General features: G+C 42.1%; 18 protein-coding genes. 9 read left to right on the top strand and 9 right to left on the bottom strand.

Annotated features, from left to right (window positions below; all coding sequences use genetic code 11):
• Nucleotides 1–633 precede the first annotated feature (633 nt).
• The 3 genes from ACVBIL_RS11860 to ACVBIL_RS11850 form a co-directional block, all read right to left on the bottom strand.
• Nucleotides 634–2,871: an acyl-CoA dehydrogenase gene (locus ACVBIL_RS11860; RefSeq protein ID WP_447167180.1), complete on the bottom strand. Its 2,238-nt coding sequence runs from the start codon at nucleotides 2,869–2,871 to the stop codon at nucleotides 634–636.
• Nucleotides 2,872–4,107: 1,236 nt separating this feature from the next.
• Nucleotides 4,108–4,629 carry a hypothetical protein gene (locus ACVBIL_RS11855; RefSeq protein ID WP_447167179.1) on the bottom strand — a complete coding sequence of 174 codons (522 nt, stop codon included), beginning with the start codon at nucleotides 4,627–4,629 and terminating at the stop codon, nucleotides 4,108–4,110.
• A gap of 10 nt (nucleotides 4,630–4,639) precedes the next feature.
• Complete coding sequence (locus tag ACVBIL_RS11850) at nucleotides 4,640–6,814, bottom strand: LruC domain-containing protein (protein WP_447167178.1); 2,175 nt, start codon at nucleotides 6,812–6,814, stop codon at nucleotides 4,640–4,642.
• Between the two features lie 337 nt (nucleotides 6,815–7,151).
• Here ACVBIL_RS11850 and bshA point away from each other — a divergent pair, with 337 nt between their 5' ends.
• Genes bshA through ACVBIL_RS11835 form a run of 3 tightly spaced genes read left to right on the top strand, consistent with a single transcriptional unit; the run spans nucleotide 7,152 to nucleotide 11,410 of the window.
• Complete coding sequence (bshA, locus tag ACVBIL_RS11845) at nucleotides 7,152–8,327, top strand: N-acetyl-alpha-D-glucosaminyl L-malate synthase BshA (protein WP_447167177.1); 1,176 nt, start codon at nucleotides 7,152–7,154, stop codon at nucleotides 8,325–8,327.
• Nucleotides 8,324–10,534, top strand: a complete 2,211-nt coding sequence (locus ACVBIL_RS11840; protein WP_447167176.1) for a cation:dicarboxylate symporter family transporter — start codon at nucleotides 8,324–8,326, stop codon at nucleotides 10,532–10,534. The genes bshA and ACVBIL_RS11840 overlap by 4 nt, the downstream gene beginning before the upstream one ends.
• 54 nt (nucleotides 10,535–10,588) lie before the next feature.
• Nucleotides 10,589–11,410, top strand: a complete 822-nt coding sequence (locus ACVBIL_RS11835; RefSeq protein WP_447167175.1) for a hypothetical protein — start codon at nucleotides 10,589–10,591, stop codon at nucleotides 11,408–11,410.
• Nucleotides 11,411–11,487: 77 nt separating this feature from the next.
• Here the strand turns inward: ACVBIL_RS11835 and ACVBIL_RS11830 are convergent, their stop codons facing one another.
• On the bottom strand, nucleotides 11,488–12,486 hold the full coding sequence (locus ACVBIL_RS11830) for a lipid A deacylase LpxR family protein (RefSeq protein WP_447167174.1): 999 nt from the start codon (nucleotides 12,484–12,486) through the stop codon (nucleotides 11,488–11,490).
• A 356-nt stretch (nucleotides 12,487–12,842) separates the two neighbouring features.
• Nucleotides 12,843–13,403 (bottom strand): CBS domain-containing protein, encoded by a 561-nt coding sequence (locus ACVBIL_RS11825; RefSeq protein ID WP_447167173.1) that lies wholly within the window; start codon nucleotides 13,401–13,403, stop codon nucleotides 12,843–12,845.
• Nucleotides 13,404–13,697: 294 nt separating this feature from the next.
• Between ACVBIL_RS11825 and nfsA the strand changes: the two genes are divergently transcribed.
• The 4 genes from nfsA to ACVBIL_RS11805 all read left to right on the top strand — a co-directional run bounded on the left by nfsA (nucleotide 13,698) and on the right by ACVBIL_RS11805 (nucleotide 17,192).
• Nucleotides 13,698–14,420 carry an oxygen-insensitive NADPH nitroreductase gene (gene nfsA / locus ACVBIL_RS11820; RefSeq protein WP_447167172.1) on the top strand — a complete coding sequence of 241 codons (723 nt, stop codon included), beginning with the start codon at nucleotides 13,698–13,700 and terminating at the stop codon, nucleotides 14,418–14,420.
• Between the two features lie 186 nt (nucleotides 14,421–14,606).
• Nucleotides 14,607–15,134, top strand: a complete 528-nt coding sequence (locus tag ACVBIL_RS11815; RefSeq protein ID WP_447167171.1) for a YbhB/YbcL family Raf kinase inhibitor-like protein — start codon at nucleotides 14,607–14,609, stop codon at nucleotides 15,132–15,134.
• Between the two features lie 88 nt (nucleotides 15,135–15,222).
• Complete coding sequence (locus ACVBIL_RS11810; RefSeq protein ID WP_447167170.1) at nucleotides 15,223–16,026, top strand: helix-turn-helix domain-containing protein; 804 nt, start codon at nucleotides 15,223–15,225, stop codon at nucleotides 16,024–16,026.
• A gap of 824 nt (nucleotides 16,027–16,850) precedes the next feature.
• Nucleotides 16,851–17,192: a zinc ribbon domain-containing protein YjdM gene (locus tag ACVBIL_RS11805; protein ID WP_447167169.1), complete on the top strand. Its 342-nt coding sequence runs from the start codon at nucleotides 16,851–16,853 to the stop codon at nucleotides 17,190–17,192.
• Between the two features lie 659 nt (nucleotides 17,193–17,851).
• On the opposite strand, the gene ACVBIL_RS11800 is transcribed toward ACVBIL_RS11805, so the two are convergent.
• Nucleotides 17,852–18,502, bottom strand: coding sequence for a hypothetical protein (locus tag ACVBIL_RS11800; RefSeq protein ID WP_447163769.1), 651 nt, complete (start codon nucleotides 18,500–18,502; stop codon nucleotides 17,852–17,854).
• A 142-nt stretch (nucleotides 18,503–18,644) separates the two neighbouring features.
• On the opposite strand from ACVBIL_RS11800, the gene ACVBIL_RS11795 reads away from it, so the two are divergent.
• Together ACVBIL_RS11795 and ACVBIL_RS11790 are read left to right on the top strand one after the other, a co-directional pair.
• Complete coding sequence (locus ACVBIL_RS11795) at nucleotides 18,645–20,420, top strand: hypothetical protein (RefSeq protein WP_447167168.1); 1,776 nt, start codon at nucleotides 18,645–18,647, stop codon at nucleotides 20,418–20,420.
• A gap of 2 nt (nucleotides 20,421–20,422) precedes the next feature.
• Nucleotides 20,423–20,995: a hypothetical protein gene (locus ACVBIL_RS11790; RefSeq protein ID WP_447163771.1), complete on the top strand. Its 573-nt coding sequence runs from the start codon at nucleotides 20,423–20,425 to the stop codon at nucleotides 20,993–20,995.
• 152 nt (nucleotides 20,996–21,147) lie between these two features.
• Here ACVBIL_RS11790 and ACVBIL_RS11785 read toward each other — a convergent pair whose 3' ends face one another.
• The 3 genes from ACVBIL_RS11785 to ACVBIL_RS11775 are packed head-to-tail and all read right to left on the bottom strand — an operon-like array spanning nucleotide 21,148 to nucleotide 24,287.
• Nucleotides 21,148–23,043, bottom strand: coding sequence for a DNA/RNA helicase domain-containing protein (locus ACVBIL_RS11785; RefSeq protein ID WP_447163772.1), 1,896 nt, complete (start codon nucleotides 23,041–23,043; stop codon nucleotides 21,148–21,150).
• A gap of 13 nt (nucleotides 23,044–23,056) precedes the next feature.
• Nucleotides 23,057–23,446 carry a (deoxy)nucleoside triphosphate pyrophosphohydrolase gene (locus tag ACVBIL_RS11780; RefSeq protein WP_447163773.1) on the bottom strand — a complete coding sequence of 130 codons (390 nt, stop codon included), beginning with the start codon at nucleotides 23,444–23,446 and terminating at the stop codon, nucleotides 23,057–23,059.
• Between the two features lie 7 nt (nucleotides 23,447–23,453).
• The gene (locus ACVBIL_RS11775) at nucleotides 23,454–24,287 is read right to left on the bottom strand and encodes an HNH endonuclease (RefSeq protein ID WP_447163774.1); all 834 of its coding nucleotides are present in this window, start codon (nucleotides 24,285–24,287) and stop codon (nucleotides 23,454–23,456) included.
• Nucleotides 24,288–24,413: the final 126 nt, after the last annotated feature.

Below are 24,413 nucleotides of genomic sequence, written 5' to 3'. Positions count from 1 at the left end.
GTTAGACAACAAACCGCTATAGCCCAAATTAGTGCACCAATTATCCGGTGTAGATACGGCCGTGACCGTCCATGACAGGGATGTCATGGCCGAGCTTCCAAGGATGGACTTGCAGCGTGTCACGGTAGTGTCTGCACATATGCCCGCTGCAGGCGCTTGATAACCATGAAGCTACAAATTCAAGCACGCTACCATTTAGCAACGATACTAAAAATGTAATCAGTCTTCATTCGAAGGTAAACACGTTTTGGGGCATTTCCGCGTTAGACATTAAGCCACTACTCCCTAAATGAAACACCAATTATCCGGTGTAGATACGGCAGTGACCGTCCATGTTCTGGTGAGAGATGACGGAGTTATCAAGCTTTCGAGCGAGAGGCAGGGTGCCGAACTGGCTTTTTAGCAGGGATGCTATTCGTCATGGCCGAGCTTCCAAGGATGGACTTGCTGCGTGTCACGGCAGTGTCTGCACATATGCCCGCTGCAGGCGATTGATAGCCATGAAGTAACAAGTTCAAACTGGCCACTTGGTAGCACCAACAAAAAATGTAATCAGCTTCATTCGAAGCCAAAAAAGCCACCCGAAGGTGGCTTTGTAATGCTTGTTTGTAACCGCTATCGATTAACTAGCAATTAGTTCGCGATCTTTAAATCTGGCTTGTCGCTAATTAGGTTCATATCAAAATCGAACTCATCGACTCGAATAGCACGCTCGCGCTTAAGGTTGTAGTCTTGCAGCTGCTTGTGCTCAGCTTCGCTAATCACTTTTGCTTCAAGTGCGGCATTTAAGGTCAATGCAAATCTGATACCTGGCTTAAACGTCTTAGCTCGAATAGCCTTTTTGACTTTAGCAAGCAGCGGTAAACACGCCATTTTAGCTAGGTAAGCTTGCTCATTAATGTCGTTACCATCACCCGCAACAGGCTTAATTAGGTGCGTCAGATTTTTCTTAAACTCAGTATTGAGCTGAGCTTGCTCTGCCAATTCACGCACTAAATTGTCATTGATTTTTGGCATCTTCGCCGAATAAGTCACGGTGATTAAACGCATAAACTTACGTGTAGCTGATGATGGGAAGTTATCTAAGAAATCCAGTAAGGCTTTCTCTGCCTGACAAAGTGACCAGCGGGTAGCGTAGTGGAAGTACGGTGCGGCTTCTTTTTGTTCGCTAGCGCTAAGCTTCTTCTCGTAATAACGAATAGACGCCATAGCTGCGTACAGATAGCTCATCACATCACCAAGACGTGCTGATAGCATCTCTGCTTGCTTGAGTTTACCGCCGAGCACTAATAGCGAGAAGTCAGCGTAAACAGCCAGCTTTGAGGCGAGCTTATGCACTGATTGTTCATAAGGTTTAACTTCGGCAAGGTTTGAACCTGCAGCAGCGGTGAAAGGCAGTAAACCCAGCTTGAAGGCGCGTAAGCTGTTACTCACGCTGTAACCAATTGTCTTACGTAAAATGCTATTAAATTCTTTGTCAGCACCTTTATCGTTTGAGTGGATAGACTCCACCATTGTCTGTAGGTACGGGTGACAACGCATCACACCTTGACCGAAAATCATTAGGTTACGAGTAAGAATATTGGCGCCTTCTACCGTAATCGCAATGGGCTGAGCGACATAGCCAGAGGCTAAGGTATTTTGTGGGCCACACTGAATCGCTTTACCCGCTTGGATATCCATTGCAGAGTCGAGTACATCACGGCCAAGCTCGGTCATGTGATATTTAGCAATAGCGGTGACCACAGAAGGCTTTAACCCTAAACCTAGCCCTTCAGTCGTCAGTACTCGCATCGCTTCTTGCAGGTAAGTCTTACCGGCAATATCGGCGAGCTTTTCTTGAATGCCCTCAAATTTACCAATCGATAAGCCAAACTGCTCACGTACAGCAGCATATTCAGCGGATGATTTAAATGACGCTTGGCTGACAGATACGCCAAGTGCTGGCAATGAGATCCCGCGTCCAGCGCCTAAGCAAGCAACCAACATTGCCCAGCCGCGGCCGATGTTCTTTTGGCCACCGATGATGAAGTCCATCGGGATAAACACATTTTCGCCACGAGTAGTACCGTTATAGAAACGAATGCCCATAGGATCGTGGCGATTACCTAGTTGTACCCCAGGATGTGAGCGAGGAATAAGCGCACAAGTAATGCCCAAGTTTTCTTTACCGCCGAGTAAACCATTTGGATCTTCAACTTTAAACGCTAAGCCTAATACACTGGCAATTGGCGCAAGGGTGATATAACGCTTGTCCCAGGTGACGCTTAAGCCCAGTACTTGCTCACCTTGGTAGTCGCCCATCGTGACAGTACCAATATCTGGAATGCCACCTGCGTCAGAACCGGCTTCGGGGCTGGTTAGTGCAAAACAAGGGATCTCTTGACCTTTAGCAAGGCGCGGTAACCAATAATCTTGTTGCTCAGAGGTACCGTAATGCATCAACAATTCACCCGGACCGAGTGAGTTTGGCACCATGACGGTGACGGCTACAGCCGAGCTTTTAGCGGCAATAGTGGCAACGATGGTCGAGTTAGCATAAGGACTGAATTCTAAGCCACCGAAAGACTTTGGAATAATCAGTGAGAAAAACTTATTTTCTTTTAGGAAGTTAAGAATGTTTTCGGGTAAATGTTTACTACGCTGGATCTCAAAGTCATCGACCATTTCTAGCAAGGTCGCGACAGGACCATCGAGAAAGCCTTGCTCGTCGCTAGACAGTGTCGCGACAGGAATATCTCGTAAGGCGGCAAAGTCTGGTACACCTTGATAAATCGAACCCTCTAACCACACGTCACCGGCATCGAGTGCCTCTTGTTCAGTGGTAGAAATGCTTGGCAATACTTTTTTTAGTTTAGTTCTAATGCTCATATTAAATGCTCGTCCGACCAGAAGTGATGCTTCACATTACGTCACAAAATGAGCGCTAGATCAAATTTTCAAACGATAAATTTAAACGCTTGTTTGGATTTTAACTGGAATTCTGTTTCGTTTTGAAGATTTACGTTAAAAATTTCATAAGCTTACGCGTGTACGCTTAAATGAAATTATTTTTTAGCGATATGAATTTATTAATGAAATATAGTGTTCTAGACAGAAGGCGAACAGTTTAGCGATTTATCCTACAAAAGACTTAATGCTTGTTTTAGCTCCCATAAGCGAGGCAAGTGACACCTCACCTATGGGATTTATGTATTTGTTTAATGGCGCTTAATCTTTTTCTAACACTTGAGTCTGCACGATAACGGCTGTCACTTTCGCTTCATGTACCAATGCTGAATAACGCTCGATGCGGTTGATATTAAAGTCATCCCTGGCATGTTTTGCTCAATGGTGAGGCTAGACTCCCATTTTCTGTTAACAGCTGATACTGACTATGGTGATGTGCGCTCACTCTTGCAATGCATGACCCCAGCGTGAAGCGCCTGAATAGTTTTGCTCAATGGTGAGGCTAGACTCCCATTTTCTGTTAAAGCTGATACTGACTATGGTGATGTGCGCTCACTCTTGCAATACATGACCCCAGCGTGAAGCGCCTGAATATTGATTTTGGCACTGTTGATATCAGTTGTAATACGTCATCACAACAGGTTGCCTGATAGAGAGATTATCGAAGAGTGGTTGCTCTATCGCCGTGATCACAAAATCACTGAACAATAAATTACGGAGCAATAAGTACAGAACAAATAGCCACGTAAGAATAAGCCACATAAGAATAAGTACAGAACAAATAGGCACGTAAGAATAAGCCACGTAAGAATAAGTACTTAACAAATAGGCTCGTAAGAATAATTCACGTAAGAATAAGGGAAGAAGATTAACAGTCCTTCCAAGACTTACCTTATAACACTCAAGGGGAAAGCCATTTGTCAGAGTGCATCTACTTTAAACAAGGGCCTTGCGATGACAAGGTTGGGCGTAAACCTGTCCTCGCTGACTTATTTTCGATGATGGCCGTAAAAGCCTTTAGCAGCGATGACTGGAGAGGCTCATCTCTGCCAAGACTTTTACTAATAACTCATTACTAATGAGACTGTATGGGGAGGAAAACGTTACACATTACCTATTTAGCTTTAGTTTTCTTTGCTAACTCACATACGCTAGCCACTAGTTCATAGTGATAATTTGCGATTCACTATCTGACACATAACGCCATTCCAAAAACTCAGGTGCTTGGCCTTCATAAAACCAAATAACGGCAATCAATAGGCTTTCATGGTTAGCGACTTTAATCTCTTTGGTTAGTTTTCCGTCTGTTAACGGGCCTCTAAATAAACATGAATTAAAGTTGACGGCATATCCGCTACCTTGAGCTTGGTAATCATCACAAAGAGAAAAGTAGCCGCGATCACTATTACCTTTATCTATATCGATTTTTAAGATGTAGGCTGATTGCAACTTGTTATCTGCATCAACGGTTAAATTATCTAGTGATGTTGGATTGGCCGCAGGTTCGGGATCCGTTGTGGTGTCAGTAGTCGTTGTCGTTATAGTCGTGGTCTCAACGGGGACTGGCGTTGGAGTCCCTCCTTCTTCATCACCCCCTCCACCACATGCGGTAATTAGCAGGACGAGAAATGCCAGTAAGCGGTAAGGAATAGTGATAAAGCGGTTTATTTTATTATTCATAGCATGCTCCTTAGTTGTTAAAGATTAGAGCGTTATCAGCATTTTCATACCAAGTAGGATTAGTATTACCTGTACTGTCTGCTGCAAAATCTACAAATTCTGTATAGGCATTATCTAAACGTTGATTTTCTTTAGGGTGCTTCCAAGTCACAGGGATTTCTATTGCCCAGGCCATACCGTTCTCATCTTGGAAATACTGAGATGCGCTGGGATCTGAAGAGTCATCTCGTGCACCAAAATAGTTAGTAGAGAACTTGTCTGTCGGTGCTAGGTTCTTAAGGTGGATCTCTAATTGACGACCCGGATTAGCACCAACAACGTTTTTCGCTGCCAAACCATGATCGGTATTGGGAGTTGCAAAGATGAAGGGATCGTATGGAAAAGCAGGAACGAGGCTTTCATCTACAGGGCTTTCAAAGGGGATCTCAAATGACCAAGTGGTTCTATAGGTGGTCTCGCACCCCGTTTCTGTTCGCAGATATAGGCAGCCTTGCTCGAGTGTTACGTACTGTTTTAGATCTTCAGTAAACACGAATACTGCGTTAGATTGCCCCGTTTCAAGTGGTGACTCTGTTTGAGTGACCCCATCAATAGACCAGCTGATGACAGATTCTTTAATTTTACTGCGACTCACGCCGGGTAAGTGGACTGCAAAGCCATTGTGGTAAGCGGCGCCCATGGCGGCTAATTGTGCCTCGAAGCCGATACGTCTAACGTTATCGTTTTTGACGTACTCAATAATACGTAGCTGAACAACCACATCGTTCATGTCGAAGTCACCTTGATCTGGGTAAAGATCTTCAAAGGCGAGGGTGGTATAAGTGGAAGACGAGGGGTAGTAATTAATAGTCACTCCGGTTTCTGTTATCGTGACGGCATAATCTTCGACCTCCCCGTCACCGACACCACCGGTTGGGTTGATTACTTGTTGTGTGCTTAGGCGAAAGCGCGCCCAAGCTGAGCCAGCCTTTGCCCAGCTAGGCACATCGATACTAATGGTATTTAGTCCGTCACTGACACTCTCACCAGTAATGACCTGCTCATCGGAGCTAAAGCTGCCGTCTCTGTCCCAGTCAAACCATGCATTTAGGTAGCCCTCGCTACCCTTGGCGGTAACCAATAAAATCGCGCTTTCACCTACTTCAAACCCGGTTGGCATCGATACGCCATCTTCATCATCGGAATGATCACTCGCGTCATCACTCAGTGGTGATGGATAACCATTGGACTCATTATCGACGCTGGTGCCTAAATACAAGTTATCGCTGATGGTGTGCCTAGCACCGTTTGCGTCTAAAAGGGTTCCGTAGGAGTCGGGGGCATCACCAAAGTCGACATCATCGCCGATAATGACTTCGGCTAAGGCACAGCGGGCACCATCATTACTTGAGGATGCAGGGCCGTAGGCGAATAACACTGCGCTGGGAGAGGCTGAGTTAACATTGAGTTTGTAGATATACCCATTGCTGTTGTTGCTGACATACAGGTTGCCATTAGGGTCGAAGAACTGTGCACCAAAGGTAAAGCTACCTGACGTTGATGTAATGACGGTGCCAAGGTTGGTCGATTCGCCTGTGGCGGGATCGATTCTTAATAGCTTACCTGAAGCGCCATTGCTGATACTGTACATATAGCCATCGGTGGGATGAAAGGCTAAGTCGGTAATGTTATAGCTAGCAAAGGCCGCACTGCCTGGCACGAGAGCCATGGTGTAGCTCGTCGGATTATCGAGGGGGATTTTAAATAATCCTTTATTTTTTCTATAGCCATACCAAACATTCTCATTGATGGCGATATCGCCCACAAAGAAATTGCCCGCAGTGGCAGCTGAAGAGTCTTTATTAATAGAAAGAGAGACGATTTGATAATCGTTACCTGTACGGCCTAATGACCCCGTCGCATAATCCCATCCGTAAAGGTAATTATCATGATAGTTAAATCCTACACCGTTATACCCATTCCCCGTTCCCATGTCTTCAGACAACACCACATAGCTACCCGTTGCGAGATTCACGCCGTAATTCTTTGGGGTATTGGACTGTTTTTGAATAACAAAGGCTTCAGTAGGGCATGCACTAAACGGGTCAGATGCATTGGCATTGGCTGAAACAACATTAGCTGAAACAAACAGACAAATAAGTAAAGCGGGCCAGCATTTTAATGGCATTGATGTGGATATTTTCATTATGCATCTCTCACGGTCCTATTATCGAGGTAATGAGATAAAGCATAAGCTGTGCCATAAAGCTAATGCTTTGTTTATCATGGGGTTAAGCGGTTATCTTGATGGGGTTGAGCTAAGTGTTCGCATTTTGCAATTCAAATAATGGCTGAAAAATGATGACCTCATAACAAAAATAGGGATTGATATCAGTAGATGAGTCTTGTGTTGAAGCTAGAGGAGTGAGTTTTTTTACCGTAAAAGTAGCCAGTCATTATTCTCTTGGATTAAGTCTCTAACGATGCTAAGTTTTCTAGCGCGGTAACATTTTTTTAACTCTTTTGATTGTGGCGATAAATTTATGTCGAAGATACGCATAGGGATAGTGTGCCACCCCAGTATTGGTGGATCGGGGCTCGTGGCAACAGAATTAGGGCTTGGGCTTGCAAAGCTTGGCCATGAAGTCCACTTTATTTCCAGTGTACGACCTTTTAAATTGATAGAAGATTCAGAACGCTTATTCTTTCATTCAGTAGAAGCGATTAATTATCCGCTCTTTGCCGATCCACTTTACACCTTCGCATTAACGGCCAAAATTGTTGAAGTAGTGGAACAATTTAAGTTAGATGTCGTGCATGCGCATTACTCTATTCCCCATTCTCTTTGTGCATATTTAGCAGGTGAAATCACCGAACATAAGTTCCCAACTATCACTACCATTCATGGCACTGATGTGACGATTGTTGGTCAAGATAAACCTCTATATCCACTTAACCGTTTTAGTATCCATAAAAGCAGTAAAGTCACCACGGTTTCAAGTTATCAACGCAACTATATCTACAGTCATTTTGATAAAAGTAAGTCGATTGATGTTATCCATAACTTTATTGATTTGGATGTCTTTTCGCCAGAGCATGCGGATATCAATACCCGAAGACAGTTAGCCAAAGACGATGAGAAAATTGTGATGCATGTGTCTAACTTTAGGCCGCTGAAAAACAGCGATACCGTGATCCGTTCATTTCACCTGTTACTTAGAAAAGTCAAAGCGCGACTGGTATTGCTGGGTAGTGGGCCCGACATTGATGGCATCAAACAGCAATGTGAAAAGTTGGGGATTTTAAGGCATGTCGTCTTTGTGGGAGATGTTACCCATGTTGAGCATTATCTTCCTAATGCTGACTGCATGATCCAACCGAGTTATAGAGAGTCTTTCTGTATGGTGTTACTTGAGGCAATGGCTTGCGGCGTTCCTACCGTTAGCAGCAACGTCGATGGTGTTCCTGAGGTTGTTGCTCAAGGCCAAACAGGCTTTATGTTTGATCCTGATGATGCGCTAGGTATGGCAAAAGCAATGGAGCACATCTTAACTGATCCGCAGATGCAACAAAATTTGGGTGAGGCTGGGCGAGAGCGAGCAGCTAAGCTATTTAAGCCAGAGGATAAGATTTTACAGTACCTTAAGTGTTATCAAGACGCCATTAATGACTGTCAACGTGAGGCAGCAGATATGGGTCAGCAAGGAGACATTAAATGACCAGTAAAGCTGCAGCGGTAGAGCCAAAACAAGCGCCCCAGGATACCGATAAGCCAAAACAAAAAATGAGCATGTCGACCTTGGTGTTGTTGTCATTTGCGGCAGGTATCGCAGCAGGGTTATTTTTCGGTGAGATGTTAGCTTGGATGTCAGTGATAGGTGATGCCTTTATCAAGTTACTGCAGATGACGATTATTCCTTACATTATCGTATCTTTGATTTCTAGCTTAGGCAGTCTAAGTATGGAGCAAGCTAAATCGCTCGGTGTGAAAGTCGGTAAGCTAATGTTGGTGATCTGGTTCTTTGGTCTAATGACAATGTACTTTATTAAGTACACTTTTCCCGATTGGCAGGCTGGTGAGTTTTTTAGTTTAACAGCACTAGAAGATCCTAGCTCAGTCAATTTATTGGATATTTATATTCCATCGAACCCTTTCTTCTCGTTGTCTAATAGCTATATACCAGCCATTGTTGTGTTTTGCGTTGCCACAGGTATTGCGCTAATTTCTATCGATAACAAAGACTCACTTATGAAGCCGATGCAGCTTTTGGGAGAATCATTTAATAAAGTGACTCAAAGCATCGTCAAGTTGATGCCTATAGGTATTTTCGCCATGACAGCAGCAACGGCGGGGACGATGGACTTTGATGAGTTTCAAAAACTACAGGTGTATTTTGTTGCGCATGTGGTGATGACGATAATTTTAACGTATTGGGTATTACCGGCCATACTCGCGGTGATCACCCCATTCTCTTACCGTGATATAACCGGTATTGCAAAAGATGCCATGATCACAGCATTTGCTGCTGGAAATATTTTTATCGTGATCCCGATTTTAATCGAGCGCACTAAAGAGTTATTCCATAAATATAATATCGGCAGCCAGCAAAGTGATGATTATGCCAATATTATTATTCCGGTGGTATTTAGTTTTCCGAACCTTGGAAAGTTGCTCACGATTGTTTTTGTGCTGTTTGCGGCTTGGTTTTCTGGCTCGGAGATAGACTTTTTAACTTACCTGCCTATGTCGATAAATGGGTTAGTGAGTTTATTTGGCAGTGTTTATTTAACCATTCCAATGCTGCTTGATTCATTAGAGCTTTCCTCTGATCTATTTCAGCTATATATGGTTTCGAGTCTATTTACGAGTCGTTTTACCTCATTATTAGCGGCAATGAATATCTTTATATTAGCTGTAGGCGGTACGGCTATGCTGGTGGGCATTGCTAAAGTCAGTATGAAACGCTTAGTCATTTATAGCGCTTTAACTCCGGTTGTATTTGGTTTGAGCTTGCTGGGAGCGAGTTGGCTATTAAGCTCAATAGTTGATACTGACTATGAGATGGATGATGTCGTGGCACAGATGAGCGCTGCGGAAAAAGTGCCAGATCAAGTAACCGCATACAATTGGGCTGATTTAGCAGTAGCTGATGGACCACGCAGCGTACAACAAATAAAAGAAAGCGGCGTGCTTAGAGTCGGCTATAACCCAATACAAGTGCCGTTTTCTTTCTACAATGCAGAAAATAAGTTAGTGGGGTTTGATGTTGAGCTAATGAAGAAGCTAGCCTTAGAGATGGATCTTAAAATTGCATTTGTTCCTTATACTTTCAGTAATGTTTTAGAGGGGATCAATCAAGGCCAGTTTGATATTGCGATATCAGGATTACAGATGACGACCCAACGGCTTGAGTTAGTCGGCTTTACGACTCCAGTACTGGATCTGCATTACGCTTTTGTGGTGAAAGATTACCGCGCAGATGAGTTTCAAACTGACAAGCAGATCCTCGAGGCCGATAAGATCCGCATCGCGTCGGTTGGACGTTACTCGATTATCCCTCATTTAGAGGAGACATTTGCCAATATGGAGTTTGACACCATCCAATCTGATCGCCAGTTTTTTGAGGATGATGGTAAGAATTGGGATGGGCTGTTGATAAGTCTAGAGGCAGGGAAAACTTGGACCATCTTATATCCAGAATACACCACACTGTATAATCGAGAAGAGATTAAATCATTTCCAGCATCTTATGCGGTGGCCCGTGACAATGCTTCACTACAAACTTTTTTAAATAGTTGGTTGGAGCTGCAAAAATCTTCAGGTTATGTGGATAAGCTATATGGCTATTGGATTCTAGGTGAAAATGCTAAACCGAAAAAGCCCCGCTGGTCGGTGATTAAAGATGTGTTACATTGGGTCGATTAACAATAATAATAACAATAACAACTATATAGTCGAAAACGACAAGGAGTATTGTTGGTGAAAAAGCTTTCTATGGTATTGCTCATGCTAATGACTCACTTCGCGGCCTTTGCGAGTGAAGAGTATGAGCTTGGTCCTGATTCGTATGACGAGGGCAAAGATGAGTGGAGCTATTTAATCGCCTTCCCAATGGTTTGGGCACCGGATATTTCAGGTTCTATTTCTGCTGACAGAGAAAGAGTCGATATTGATGTGCCGTTTAAGAATATTATTGATAACTTGAACTTTGGTGTTATTGGGGAGTTGTATGCGCAAAAAGGAGATTGGCTCTATAGCCTTAGAGTTAATTACTTAAGGATTAAAAGTGATAGCCAAACAGAAGGCCTTAAAGGCCCGATCACCGGTGGTATTATCTCACCGGGACACAATGTTGAAACCGATATGCATTTGGCTGTTAACGATTTTTTAGCGGGCTATGAAGTGACCCCTGGCCTGCGGCTATTTACTGGTGTCCGCCATGTGTTTAGTAAAATAGATCTTAACGTAAAACCCCTGAGTAATGATGGGCTGATTAATATTAATACGTCGGTTCCTGTTGCTGATGAACACCTTTTTGATTGGTTAGTAGGGGCCACGTATCGATATTGGGTGACGGAGTCATGGGGGTTATCAGTAGGGGCTGATACCAAAATCTATGGCGACAATGACCGTGATTACGGCTTCAATGCATCGGCTCTATATCGGTTTGGACACCTGCATAATGTATGGGTTGGCTACCGCTATTTACAGATTGGCAATGATTCAGAAGTCGATGGTGTTAAATATGAAATGGACTTTATTGAAAAGGGGCCACAAATAGGCTGGGCCTTTAGCTTTTAATTACCGCAATGCAGCTTCCGTTAAACGATAAGGGCGCTTAACTGAAGTGTGCTGCTGATTGAGCTAGCTGATTTGAGTTATAGTAAAAAACTGTAACTAAGCACTCCATATCCGTGCCATTTATCGGGATCTGATTGGTACTCTTTAGAATATAAATCGAAACTCCAGCTAACTGACCAAGTAGGGAATGCCCAGATAACCCCTGTACTTGCTCGGGCTTGTTGATGTTTTATCTGTATATAGGAATCGTAGGGAAGGTCACCGTCGATGGTCAGATCATTAAAACGGTAACCCGCCTGCGCACGTGCATATACCGTCCAGCTGCCATGTTGACGGGCGCTAGTGCTATATTGACCCAAATGGCCAGCTTGGCTACTGAGCTGGCCAAATGTTTTGGCTAAGTCATCGCCCCAGCGCAGCGTAAAGCCTAAGTTAGCTTCTGAACGAAAATTACCGAGCATATTATGGCTGTAACCGCTGAGTTCCCACTGGCTATCATCAGTGGCTTGTCGTCGCAGTGCCAATAGGTCCACTTCATAAGCCAGTTGTACGGTCAGTTGATTTTCGACCTGATATTGCCAGCCTTTAGGAGGTGTTGACGCGGTTGTTTTATGTACTACCTCTTGCATGGCCTGGGCACCTGATGCCGGCCCGATAACGCCAATGCTAAACCAATTCTTTTGCGCTAATGATTGACTAAAACTTCCCGTAAAGCTTTCAAGCTCTAGTAGACCAGCATAAGGGCGTTCATGGGGCTGAGCATAGTCAAACTCTATCTCTGTTGGGGTCCACATCCTTTGGTAGACCTTAGCTCCCCACTGGGCGGTATTGCTATGACTGGCTAGGCGCAAACTTTGTTGCCAACTAAATGGCCAAGGAGCTTGAGTAAAGTCAGTTTGAGGCAACGCTTGCCAGCCAAAGACAAAGCCATTGGAGTAATCACCATCTTGGCCAATAACCACGTCATTATCAAAACTAAAGTGCCATTGATCTGCCAAGGAGGAGAAGGGAATGCAAACCAGCACGCTAGCTACGCTCAGAGTCGAAAATGCTCGCAGGGGAGATAAGAAGGTCAATGCATGACTCCTCATAGGTCAGGAATGTATGATTTCAGGCAAAGATCTACATAACGCTAACGTACCCAGCATAGCCTTTAATTGTTTCGTGGTGCAAATTAAATATAGCGCACGCTGTACTGCTATTTGCTTGAGGGAGTAGGCTTGAGGCCTTAGTCAAAGTACGTCGAATACGACTAATACAACTTACTTTGGCTAAGGCTCATATGTTGATATAGGTTGAGGTTAACCTAATTTGACTAATGGCTAGACTCACCACCGTTTGGATTAATTACCATTGCCACTCATTAACGTTTGTATTGAGTCACGTCTGGCACAAGTCGGTATCGCTATATGAATAGGCTTGGGGCCTAAGACTATTTTGTGGCTTTAAAAATCTGCATAAATGAAGGTGGCTTTTGGATATTAATCGGCACCTTGAGCTTTCTGGCCACATCATTAGCCGAAATAAGCCCACGTATGTGGTGCAACTGATGGTCGATAACCAACATATGATGTAAGCCATTTTCTTGTAGCGTTCTGACTACATCGCTGACCTTGGCCGTCAATACCTCTCGATAATCTAACGCCATTAAATCATCCTTTGCTACCATCATGTCGGTAACTTGTAACTCATTAATATGCATTGAATGTTTGGCGGCAAGTTTCATCATCTTGTGTGGGGATAGTTCATACTTACTAATGACACCGAGAAATTTATTATCTTTATCTACCACTAGACGCATAAATGCATGGGTTTTTTCCATAATCTCAGCGGTATTAATCGCTGTCGTTGAGGAGTCCACAACCATAGGCTGAGAGTGATCAAAATCTGTAAAGATAGACAGGGCTGACTCGTTGAGATTAGTTTCATACTCTTTGGTTGACCACATAAGGTGATCGATAGAGGCAGTGCTATATAATTCGAGGTTTCGCATCAGAATACTCCATGACTAATAATGGCTGACCGAGATGGCAGAATGTGATCTCCGTTCCATATTTACTACGTTATTCCGTAAGTGGCATCTTGGTCAATAATTATGAATTACATTTAATTTTAGTTAAGCTTTTGATGTTGCTGTTATGAAATTATCGATTTTTTTCCAAAGCTTAGATTTTAAGCCCCGTAGTGGATGACTAACCTATGTAGCTACTTATTGAATACCAATCTTTTATTACAGGCGAGAGGCTCATCACTGCTAAGTTTTTGCTCACAAGAGAATGTACTGAATATGAATCAAACGATAGAAACAATTTTACAACACCGATCAATTAGGCATTTTACTGAGCAGGCTATCGAAGCGCCAAAGCTTGAACAGATTTTGCGTTGTGCTAATGCTGCATCTAGCTCTAGTTTTATCCAATGCAGCAGCATTATAAGAGTGAGCGATCTAGAGGTTAGGGCGCAGCTGGCTAAGCTCGCAGGTGGGCAAAGTTATGTTGAATCCGCTGCAGAGTTCTTAGTGTTCTGTGCTGATTTCAACCGCCATCAACAAATTCACCCAGATGCACAATTAGGTTTCACTGAACAAACCTTAATAGGGGCTATCGATACCGGATTAATGGCTCAAAATGCAATTATTGCGGCCGAGTCATTAGGGCTCGGTGGCGTCTATATTGGTGGGATCCGCAACGATCCCGAGCAGGTCACAGCGCTTTTAGAACTGCCTAAAAACGTGCTGCCTTTATTTGGAATGTGCTTGGGCTATCCGGCAAAAGTGCCTGAAACCAAACCTCGCTTGCCGCTAAGTATTGTGGTCCATCAAGAGCGCTATCAAGCGATGGACAAGTTAGCTCTTGCAGATTATGACCAACATGTTAGAGAGTATTACGCCGCTCGAAGTAGCAACAACAAACAGGTTTCGTGGTCAGAGCAGATCACATCGACACTAAATAAAGAGTCGAGACCCTTTATGCGAGCTTATATCAATAGTCAGGGATTTAGCATTAAGTGATCGGCTTTATTGGGTAGGTTGAAAATTAAGCAGCTGATTTTTAAGCTACAAAACTGAAACTAGAAATAAAACTAAAACTATCATTTATTGGTTATAAGCTACCGGTAATGATAGTTATAGTGAATTAAAACGGCGCTAATTCGCTAAACTAGATGCCTACTCATTAAGTTATCTAGGATATGAACGATGAAACAGTTCGCTTTATCTATTGCTTTAATTGCCTTCACAGCCAACAGTTATGCGTTAGAGCTAACGAGCAGTGATATCCATGAAGGTCAGTTGATGTCGTCAACGTTTGAATACAATGGTATGGGCTGTAGCGGGGGAAATAAATCACCGCAATTGGCATGGAGTGATGCACCTAACGGTACCAAAAGTTTTGCGATTACTGCATTCGACCCTGATGCACCAACAGGAAGTGGCTGGTGGCATTGGACTGTACTGAATATTCCCACAACCACCACATCATTGCCCCAAGGGGCTTCGGGTAAACTAGTTGTTGGCGATGAAACCCGAACCGATTATGGTAAGCCAGGTTTCGGTGGCGTGTGCCCTCCAAAGGGAGACGGTATGCATCGTTATCAATTTACTATTTGGGCCTTACCAGAGGCGAAAATTGATCTACCTAGTGATATATCCCCAGCAGTGGTTGGTTTTACACTCAATAAAATGGCAATAGATAAAGCAGTGCTAACTGCAACTTATGTACGTTAGCCGAGCGCACGTGAGTTAATAAAAAATGTGGGTCTATTCATCGTGATGTGACCCACAGGCTAAATCGTTAACAGGAGAATGACCTAGGGTGACATCATTAGTTAAAGTTGAACGTTTCCAAGGCCAAAAATCACAAGCGCTACGAAATGTTCCCATGTATGCCCCGAGTATTATTGCGGTGACTTCAGGCATGAAAACCATGGTGTGGCAGGGAGAAACACATACATTTAGTCGTAACCAATGGCTGCTTACTTCTGCGAACCAAACACTGACTTTTGTTAATCAACCATATCAGAATAAGTTTCAATCGATTCAGTTGTTGTTCCGGTCTTTGCCATCAGAAAAAGTACTACAGCAGATCGCTGCAACAGAGCATAATTCAGTTTTATTCTCATCAGAACCAAGCTTAACGGTGAGTGATGGTTTGAACTTTTCCTTTTCGCAACTCATTGCGATGTCAGAGCAGAATTTAAGCCCTGATGTACAACAGTGTTATTTAGATGCCTTCTATTTACAGCTTAATGAAGTCGGGGCGTTATCAAAGCTTTTTGAAAGCAATGCATTGTCTTTAAGAGAAAAAGTGAGCCGCTATTTGTCAGCAGAACCCGCAAGTCATCACACTATAGACAATACGTGCGGCCGCTTCGCTATGAGCCAAGCCACCTTTATGCGACGATTGAGCAAAGAGACAACCTCATTTAAAGTGATTTTGGCCGAAGTCAGAATGTTGCATGCTATTGGTATAATCCAAACAGCAAGCCATCGAAATGAGCCTTTTATCTCACAGTTAGAGTTAGCAATACGCTGTGGCTATCAATCTGAAACGCGTTTTAGTCAACGCTTTAAGAGTCAATTTGGGATCACATTGAAACAATATATGAAAACGCTCTAGGGCTGAAAGTGTATTAAAACAATGAGCTAATTTACGCCTGTTATTAAATGGACTTATTTCGTTATAAATATTGTCTACAGCCACTACAGTAAAGCGAATAGCGACTATACTGAATAATGAAAAGCGTATTTTAGAAAGTGACTGTTTTTGTAAGTAAGTAGTAAGAAGGTTAGCTGAGCATTTTTGAGTCTGTGTGTTTGAGTAAGTGCGAAGGTTAGCTGTTTGTGTAAGGTAAAGGTCACAGCTCTAAGAGCAGCAACTGCGGCGTTCTGGGCTTGAACCGTGGTCAACGAGGGATCAGGCAAAGCCTGTTATTGTAATATGTGACAGCTTACCTCGACGCGCTTTTCACTCATATCTAGGGCTTACTTTGATAGTAAGCCTTTTTCTATTTTGGCTCTTTGTTGCTCGAGATAATTAATCACAGAGCGAACCTTGAATGTATACCTTTACTGCTAATCTTAAAATGAAATGTAGAAAAGCTAGTTGCCACCAAAAATGATTAAAGCATTCAGTGAGAGCAGCATCAATCTCTGCCGTTACTTGTGATCAAAATCCTGAGTTTTGATTTATGTCAGACTAAAAAATCATTGTCACGCTGATAAATTGTATATCACTTAATCTATTCGCGGTGATTTCGTTATCTTGATCACGCAAGGCCACCCTCAAAGTGAGACGTGTTCACAAGACGACTTTTTGAACCTAGCTGATATTCGAAATTTTTATTATAATGCGTCTTTAGCGGTGAATCCTTTTAAAGGCCCATTTCTGTAATGGGGTATTTAAGCGTGGTTCAACAAATTATTTATTAAAGAGAAAATGCCATGAGCGCTATCCCACCATGCCCAAAATGTGAGTCAATCTACGTATACGAAGATGGCTCAAACTTAGTTTGCCCTGAATGTGCTCATGAATGGAATCCAAACGAAGTTATCGTGGATCCAGACGCAATCATCTTAAAGGATGCCGTTGGCAACTTATTGGCTGAAGAAGACAAAGTAACGCTAATCAAAGACCTTAAAGTTAAGGGTTCTTCGTTAGTACTTAAAGTAGGTACTAAAGCGGTTATTAAGCGTTTTGTTGATGGCGACCACGATATTGACTGTAAAGTTGATGGTCACGGCCCAATGATGCTTAAGTCTAAGTTCGTTAAAAAACAGAGCTAATATTACTCTCAGCAGTAAACATTGCTTTGATATGAAAACCTGCCAAGTGCAGGTTTTTTTATGCCTGAAATAAGATTGTTGTGCGTAGAAAGCGCCGAGTAAAGGTATGAACAAGCAACAGTTTGGGATCGGGCTTTCTTCGAGTGGTTATTAGCGCAAGTTTATGCTTGCTGTTTTGAGGTGGGTTATCCGGAATATCTGGGTTCTGGGTTCTGGGTTCTGGGTTCTGGGTTCTGGGTTTTGAGTATTGAGCAGATGCGCCAAAGAATAGTTGAGTCGTGAACTTTCAGATACAAAAAAGCCGCTAAACCCGTCTGGTAGGGGTTTAGCGGCCTTTGAAGGTTATTGCTAACCTAGTATTGGTGGAGGCGGCGGGGCTCTTGGTTATGGTTTAATTGGTTGTATTTACGTGTGTTTTGCTGGTCTTGTTGCTGTAGGTGTTACGTTAAGTGTTACTTTAGTGTGGTGGAGGGAATAATGTTTGAAAATAGTTAAATGATTTTCCAAGAATTGGTAAGCACAAGGGTTATAGCCTTGAAAAATCTTGTTCTAAGTGTTTAATTTGGTAGTTTCACTCTTTTAACTAAATTGGTTAGTTTTTCTTCTGCTTAATAACCTTTAGCTTATTTACATCCCATAGTAAGTGAATATAGGTGAATTTACTTTTTGATTTTTTTATTTGATGAAACTCTTCGCTGTATATTCCACTTTTTGGTGCTTTTGTTTTTTACATTTTCTTCCATGTCTTTTTTGAGTGGTATTGGTAATGCTTCATTTGGCTGTGCGCTAATTGGTGATCCTGCCGCTGCTTCTTGTGCTGTACTATCTGTTTGAGGCCCTGATATGTTGTTGAGTGGGTCTTCTTTGTTACTGGGGGGAGGGGACGGTAGTTTTTGCTCTTCTATGGCTGACCCGTTTAGCTCGGGAATTACGTCGGTAATTGATTCTTCTCTAGATTCTTGAGAGCTACTATTTTTCTGTTTTTTAATAGGTTTTATAGGGGAGGGAACATCAATAATTAATGCCGATTTACTTTCTTCTTTAGGTGTTATCAGTGGGGTAGAGTGTTCCTTTGAGGTTTTATGTATCATGTCTCCTAGTGGATACTTCCTCTTATATTGGGGAGAAGATAGCTCTGTTGGTTCAACTTTCTGAGGGGATGCTTTACCTAGTACTTCCTTATTAGGATTAATATTAGTTGATACTTCATTTGAACTATCACTCTCTTCATTAGATTGGCCCGTTCTAATATTTCCGCTTGAGCAACCCACTAAGAATAATACTATCATGTGACATAAAGCAGTTTTCATATAGATACTGAGCATCAGGATGACTTATTGGAGGCAATTTAATTAATTGTGTGTTTATACTCTATCACATTATTGTTTTTATCAACCGAATATTAAAATATCAGAGTAGAAAATGAATGCTAATAGCACTGAAGGAATAGTATTGAATCAGACCAATTTTCAAGCTAGAGAGGTTTCACCTGAAAGAGAAACTGTAGGAAGGTTCTTATATAGATTTGCTTGGGTCATTGAAGTTTTTGCAGTCCTAATGGGGGTCGCTATTGCTTTAATGTCAATGGTAACTAGTTTCACTGAAGTGCAACTGTATCAAAATGGTAAAATGGGATTTGGTGATTATACCAATGTATTCATTGCAGCGGTTCCTTTCTTAATGGTTGCAGTTGTCGAAGCAACAAAAATTCCTTTTGTAGAAGCTTTTTATCATACCTCTCGAGTGTTATGGAAAGTTGTATTTGGTTTCAGTTTACTTTTTATTGCTTTAATAACATTCGAAAGTGCAATGAACGGTTTTGAACGAAATTTTCAGTCTTTAATTTTTAGTATTGATAAATACAAGAAAGAGTTAGTCAATGTCGAAGAGCGCCTTCCTCCGCAAATTGAACGACGCGAGAAACTAGCTAACCTTACGTCTGAGTTAATTGAGAGGGAGTATAACGAAAGGCATTCTAAAATTTCTGAGCAACGTCAAAGTCAGTCTTTAGTCATTCAAGATAGAATTCAGAGCCTTAGAGCGAGTATTCAAACGGAGTTTGTTACCTCGCTTAGACAACAAGTCGAGGCTAAACAGTCAGAGTTAGCTGTCGTATATCAAGAACGCAAGGAAGAGAGCACTAGATTAGCGGAGCAGCAATCTTTTGCTATTCAGAATGCATCTACGGAATTATCTACCCAGAGGCGAACATTACAGAGTCAGCTTACTTCTGAACAGCTCATTTTGAAAAAGATGCAAGAAGAAGCAAAAGTCGAGATTGATGACGCATTCTTTACTTCAAGCTCAGTAAAAAGAGAATGGAACGCTAAAATAGAGAAAAAGAGCAAGATAGTTGAAGAGTTACGTAATAAGCTAAATGGGCTAAACGCGACTAGTCAGCAAACAACAATGCGAAACGAACAGCAAAGGGCTTCTAGCGATATCCGAAACGCATTTGAAACTCGCATTAGTGCTATTAATTCTGAGATTAAAAAGCTGAATGTTGAAATTAGCAAAAGCGTAGGCAGCCGAGAGAAAGACATAGAGGCTATTGTTGTAAAGCATCAAAAAGAGCTACTCGATACAGAAGAGCAATTTCAGCTTCAACAGGACGAGAATAAGGTTGTACGGAAGGCTGATTATGAAAAACTGGCTAATAACAGTCAGGTGATATCAGATATTGATAAGTTAATTTTAGATCTCGAGAACAAGAGAGTCGAGCTAAGAAATCAAATTAATGTGAAAGTGGGCGATAATCAAGTTTACAGAATGGCTCAATGGTTCTGGGGGATCGAAAGTGCTGCTGATGTTAGGCGAAAAGATGTGATGACTGTTGCTAGCATTTGGTTTGGTTCTTTAGCTTTGCTAATCGCCTTTACTGGAATCATATTAGCCCTAGCTTCATTGGTTATAAGGGATAAAACGATCCCTGAAAGAGGAGAACGTTCCCCAAGTGCAAAAGGCATTAGAAATTCGCTAATTAAATTATTCATGACCTTTAGGCGTTATATTACATATAGACGTAAAATGACAAGAGAACCTGTATATAAGACAACGATTAAAGAAGTGATCAAAGAGGTACCCGTAGAGAAGGTTGTATTCAGAGATATTCCTGTAGAGGTTATCAAAAAAGAGATCGTACATGTTCCTTTGTATACTGATGATAAAACACTGATAAATATAACCAATAGCAATTTCTCTGATAATAAAAAGCAAGGTGTTGCATAAGTATGGATGTTTTGAAGCCTAAGAAGGCATTTAGTACATCAAATTTCTCAGCAGTGAATGATGCAATTGATGTTGAAGTAGATAAAAGAGGTGAGTTATCAAGGTTATACTCTTCTCAACGAACCTTGAATAAATCTATGATTGGCTTGTTAATAACCTCTAGTATTGCAATCGTAGTATTGATGGTAGTAGTTATTTACTGGTTGTTTTTTTTCAGTACGCCGCCTCCATCAATTGTGCAAAGCTTTGACAAACAAACAAGCCAGTCATTGAAAGAAATTGCTAAGGCAAATACTGACCCTGATAAAGTCATAGATACTAGTTTTACCGTTTTTTTGAGAAGTCAGATCGAAACTGGAGAGTATGTTGTAACGGGTAAGAATTATCTTCCAGATAATTTAGTTGAACCATTGGAGCAATACTGCTATTTGGAGCCTCAAGAGGCTGCAACTTCTTTGGCCGGTGAAACAATTGCAAGCATGTCTGATGGGGTCTTATCCGTTGAAACAACTGATAAGTTTTTGCTTGGATTAGCATTGCCTCATTGTCAGTTTTACACTCAAGAAATCCCTTAAATCAAAGTTTCGTTTCGTTTTCGATTCGCTAACCAAAACAGATAGTTTGGCTAGCGAATCGAAAATAAGAAACTACCATACTACTGTTAATTTTATGGTACTAAAATTAATTAAATGCTCAAAGAAGGCTCTGTCCAGGAGATAATTACATATTATATGTGGAGCTCTTCCATCCCACAACTGACCAAGTATTGATATGTCTCTTGATCGTTGCACTTAACCACCAGTCCGGTGCGACCACGGCTTAACAAAACTCGATAGCTGCCATAGGTATAATCATCATACTTCCTACGATAAACTTTGTTCGGTGATAACTGCATAACTCCGTTTCGGTAGTGGAGATCTGGTCCCCATTCAAAAAGGCCGATAGATAGCTCTAAACCTTGGCAGGAGAACTCTGTGCAAGCGGTTTGTAGTTGGCAGCAAGAATCTGGAGAGTTAGGTGCATCAACGTACCAGGGGCCTACATTACCTTTTAACTCGGCGATATCGGTGTTGTTTTTATCGTACTTACTCGATTTTAACCACCCGATTCTAAAGGCATCAATTTTTGCGTTGTCTTCGTGCAGTGTAGATTGCAGTGATTGCGCAAATTCATCACCAGCTGCTTTGCTGGTGGTAATTCGAAGAGGGTAATTATTACGCATTGGTTTTGCTATGTCATAGGCCGTCTTGCTGTTGCCATTGAGTACAGCTTCAATCCAGCTATCAAGATCGTCGGTATAGTTTTGTCTAATGGGAGTCTTTAAGTAAAACTTATCTCTTATTTTTGGTTTGATTCCTTCAACTAAATGAGCGTGTATAGCTGGCATAATTGGAGTGATTCGCTCTCGTAATGGCTGAATAGCATGACCTAGTGAGGTCATCATGTTTTCAAGAGACATTTCATTATTATGTATAGCTTGACCATCTCCCACCAGCAGTACCAGGACACCATATTCCTTTTGTGCTAACCAGCTACAAAATACGTCCAGTTCAGATGCCTGGCTTCCACCGCCCACAGTTTCCCAAGCCCGTTGAGCTTCATCAAAAACGACAAAGTTCTCTTCTCTAACTTGTTTTTGAATAGATTTTTTAAAGTTGATTAAGTGCTGAATTACACTACGTCCATCTATCTGTAATTCTTTTTGGGAGTGTTTGCCGTAGAAGTCTAAAGTGTGTTGGAGCACTTCTACCAATGGTCTGTTGCCTGATAAGAATAAGGGCTTGCATGTTTCGGCTCCGTACATTGTCACTAGATCAGCAACAACACTCATACCTAGCAGTGTTTTACCTGCGCCTGGTCGTCCATTAATGACCACTAGGTAACGCCGTTGATTGTCCTTGGCATGCTGATATAGCTTAACTAGGTGCTCTCTAGCTTGCTCTATACTTTTTCCGGTATCAGTTTTTAGGTTAGGGATGTCATTATCAAAAAAGACTCTGACTGTGCCGTGAATGATACTGGGTTGGCGATTAATTGATCCTTGCTGCCACTTGATAACATCGTATTTATTAATATTTTGTGTTGTAAGTGAATCACACAGTTTTTTGGTCAATTTAGGAAGAATGCTATCGGTGGTGATATCACAAACGACGCTTTCATGTTCGAAGCTGTGTGCATCATTCCTTGTGAGTGCAAGATAACAGTGTCCGGCCAACTGATGGGACTCACTGTGAAACTTAATCATGGTTTGTAAATCAAACAGCGCCCGAGTGACTTCTTGCTGGCTAGCTGCTGTTTTGTGCTTGAACTCTACAACGAATAGGTCCCCTGTGGGCAAAACGATATTAACATCCGCAGCACGTTTTCCGCCTTCACCTACTAATTCTTGCTCGAACGCTATCCAGCATAAATTTGAGTCAATATTGGTATCTGTAATGACTTTGGTTAATGTTGCCTGCATTACATCATATTCAATGTGCCAGGCATGCTCTTGGCTAGGAGATAGCTCTTTAGTCCAGGGGAGCCCGGCATAGAAGCTTCTTAGTGCACTGATGAAACGGTCTTGTGGGATACTTAAAAAGTCTCCCCATGTTCCAGCCCAACCAGATTGGCTCAAAATCATTACATAACCCTATTTAAGTTAATTTCTTTACGGCGGGGATATCCGCTGCTGCCCAATCAACATCCCAAAGCTCAGTACTGTTGAGCCAACGCGAGTCAATATGCTCAGTGAGCGTGACATCCTTCGTTTCTAAGTGGCAAAGGAAACAGTGCATAGTGATATGAAAGTCGGGGTATTCGTGATTTACGGTAGTGAGTAACTTCAGCTCGCTTACACTTATTTTGAGCTCCTCTTGCAATTCTCGCTCAATAGCCGCCTCAAGAGATTCACCGGCTTCAACCTTTCCACCTGGAAACTCCCATTTGTGGCTTATGTAATCTAAAGCTGCGGGTCCACGCTGAACTGTAAGGTATTTGCCATCACGTTGAATAATGGCCGCTACGACTTCGATTTGTTTCTTCATATACTCTCTAGGTGTTTAAAAGCTTTCTTACTCGGTTGGTGAGCAATGCTACATCGTTTGCTGAGTCGAGCACATGCATTTTTTTATGACAATTAGGGCATAGTGCAACAGTATTTTCTGGAGTATCGATACCATTGCGAGATAGCCATACAATATGATGGGTTTCAAGATAAGGCTCACCTTTTTGGTTATTAAAAGGTGCAGGTTGATGGCACAGCTGACATATTCCGTTGGCTAATCTTTTTGTATATTCAGCGACCCAAATATTTCGGTCATAGGTAGTGGTGGTTTGAAGTGAAGAACTAACCTTGCGAGTCGATTGAGTCGCACGTTTAGCTAGTTCCTCTATGCTAAGCCTCTTAGCTTTCTTCTGTTTTACTTCATAAACGTGCAGTTTATCTTCGGCTAGAATGCTATGAAATTTAGATTTAAGTTGAAGGGGGAAAACATAGACTTGGCGAAGATTACCATCTTGATCAGGTTGTTGTTCGGTGTATGGATCATCGACTAGGATCACTTCGCCAGTGTAGGTATATTCTTGATCTCGAAACACTTCAAAAAGGTGAACGGATATGCCATTTGTTTCAGAGTTTTTAAGTGTTTTATTTTGAGCGAAGTTTAGGCTTTGATCGCCCTTAGTGCCCATCCCTGTATAATGCAGTGTATCTATGTCCCATCTATCATCGTAAATAGATTTGATGTGGTTTGAAACTATAACGAGTGAATGAGTAGAGTTAGACTTTCTCATACCGCCTTGAGGGCTGCAGCCAAACGTATCACACAGTTGTTTGTTGTTTAGTTTATCCCCCTGAATCAGTCGAGCTATCGCACTTTTCGTCATGTGGTCATCCACTAGTAAGGCTATGTTTTAAAAGTATTTGTAGTTGTACTTTTACACGTTTTCAATCTCTGGAACAACCCCTGCTAGGTAAATTTAGGCGGCTTATTATGATGAGATAAGCTTTAA

The sequence above is a fragment of the Shewanella sp. 125m-7 genome, assembly GCF_052977045.1.
This window is presented reverse-complemented; position numbering and strand designations above follow the sequence as displayed.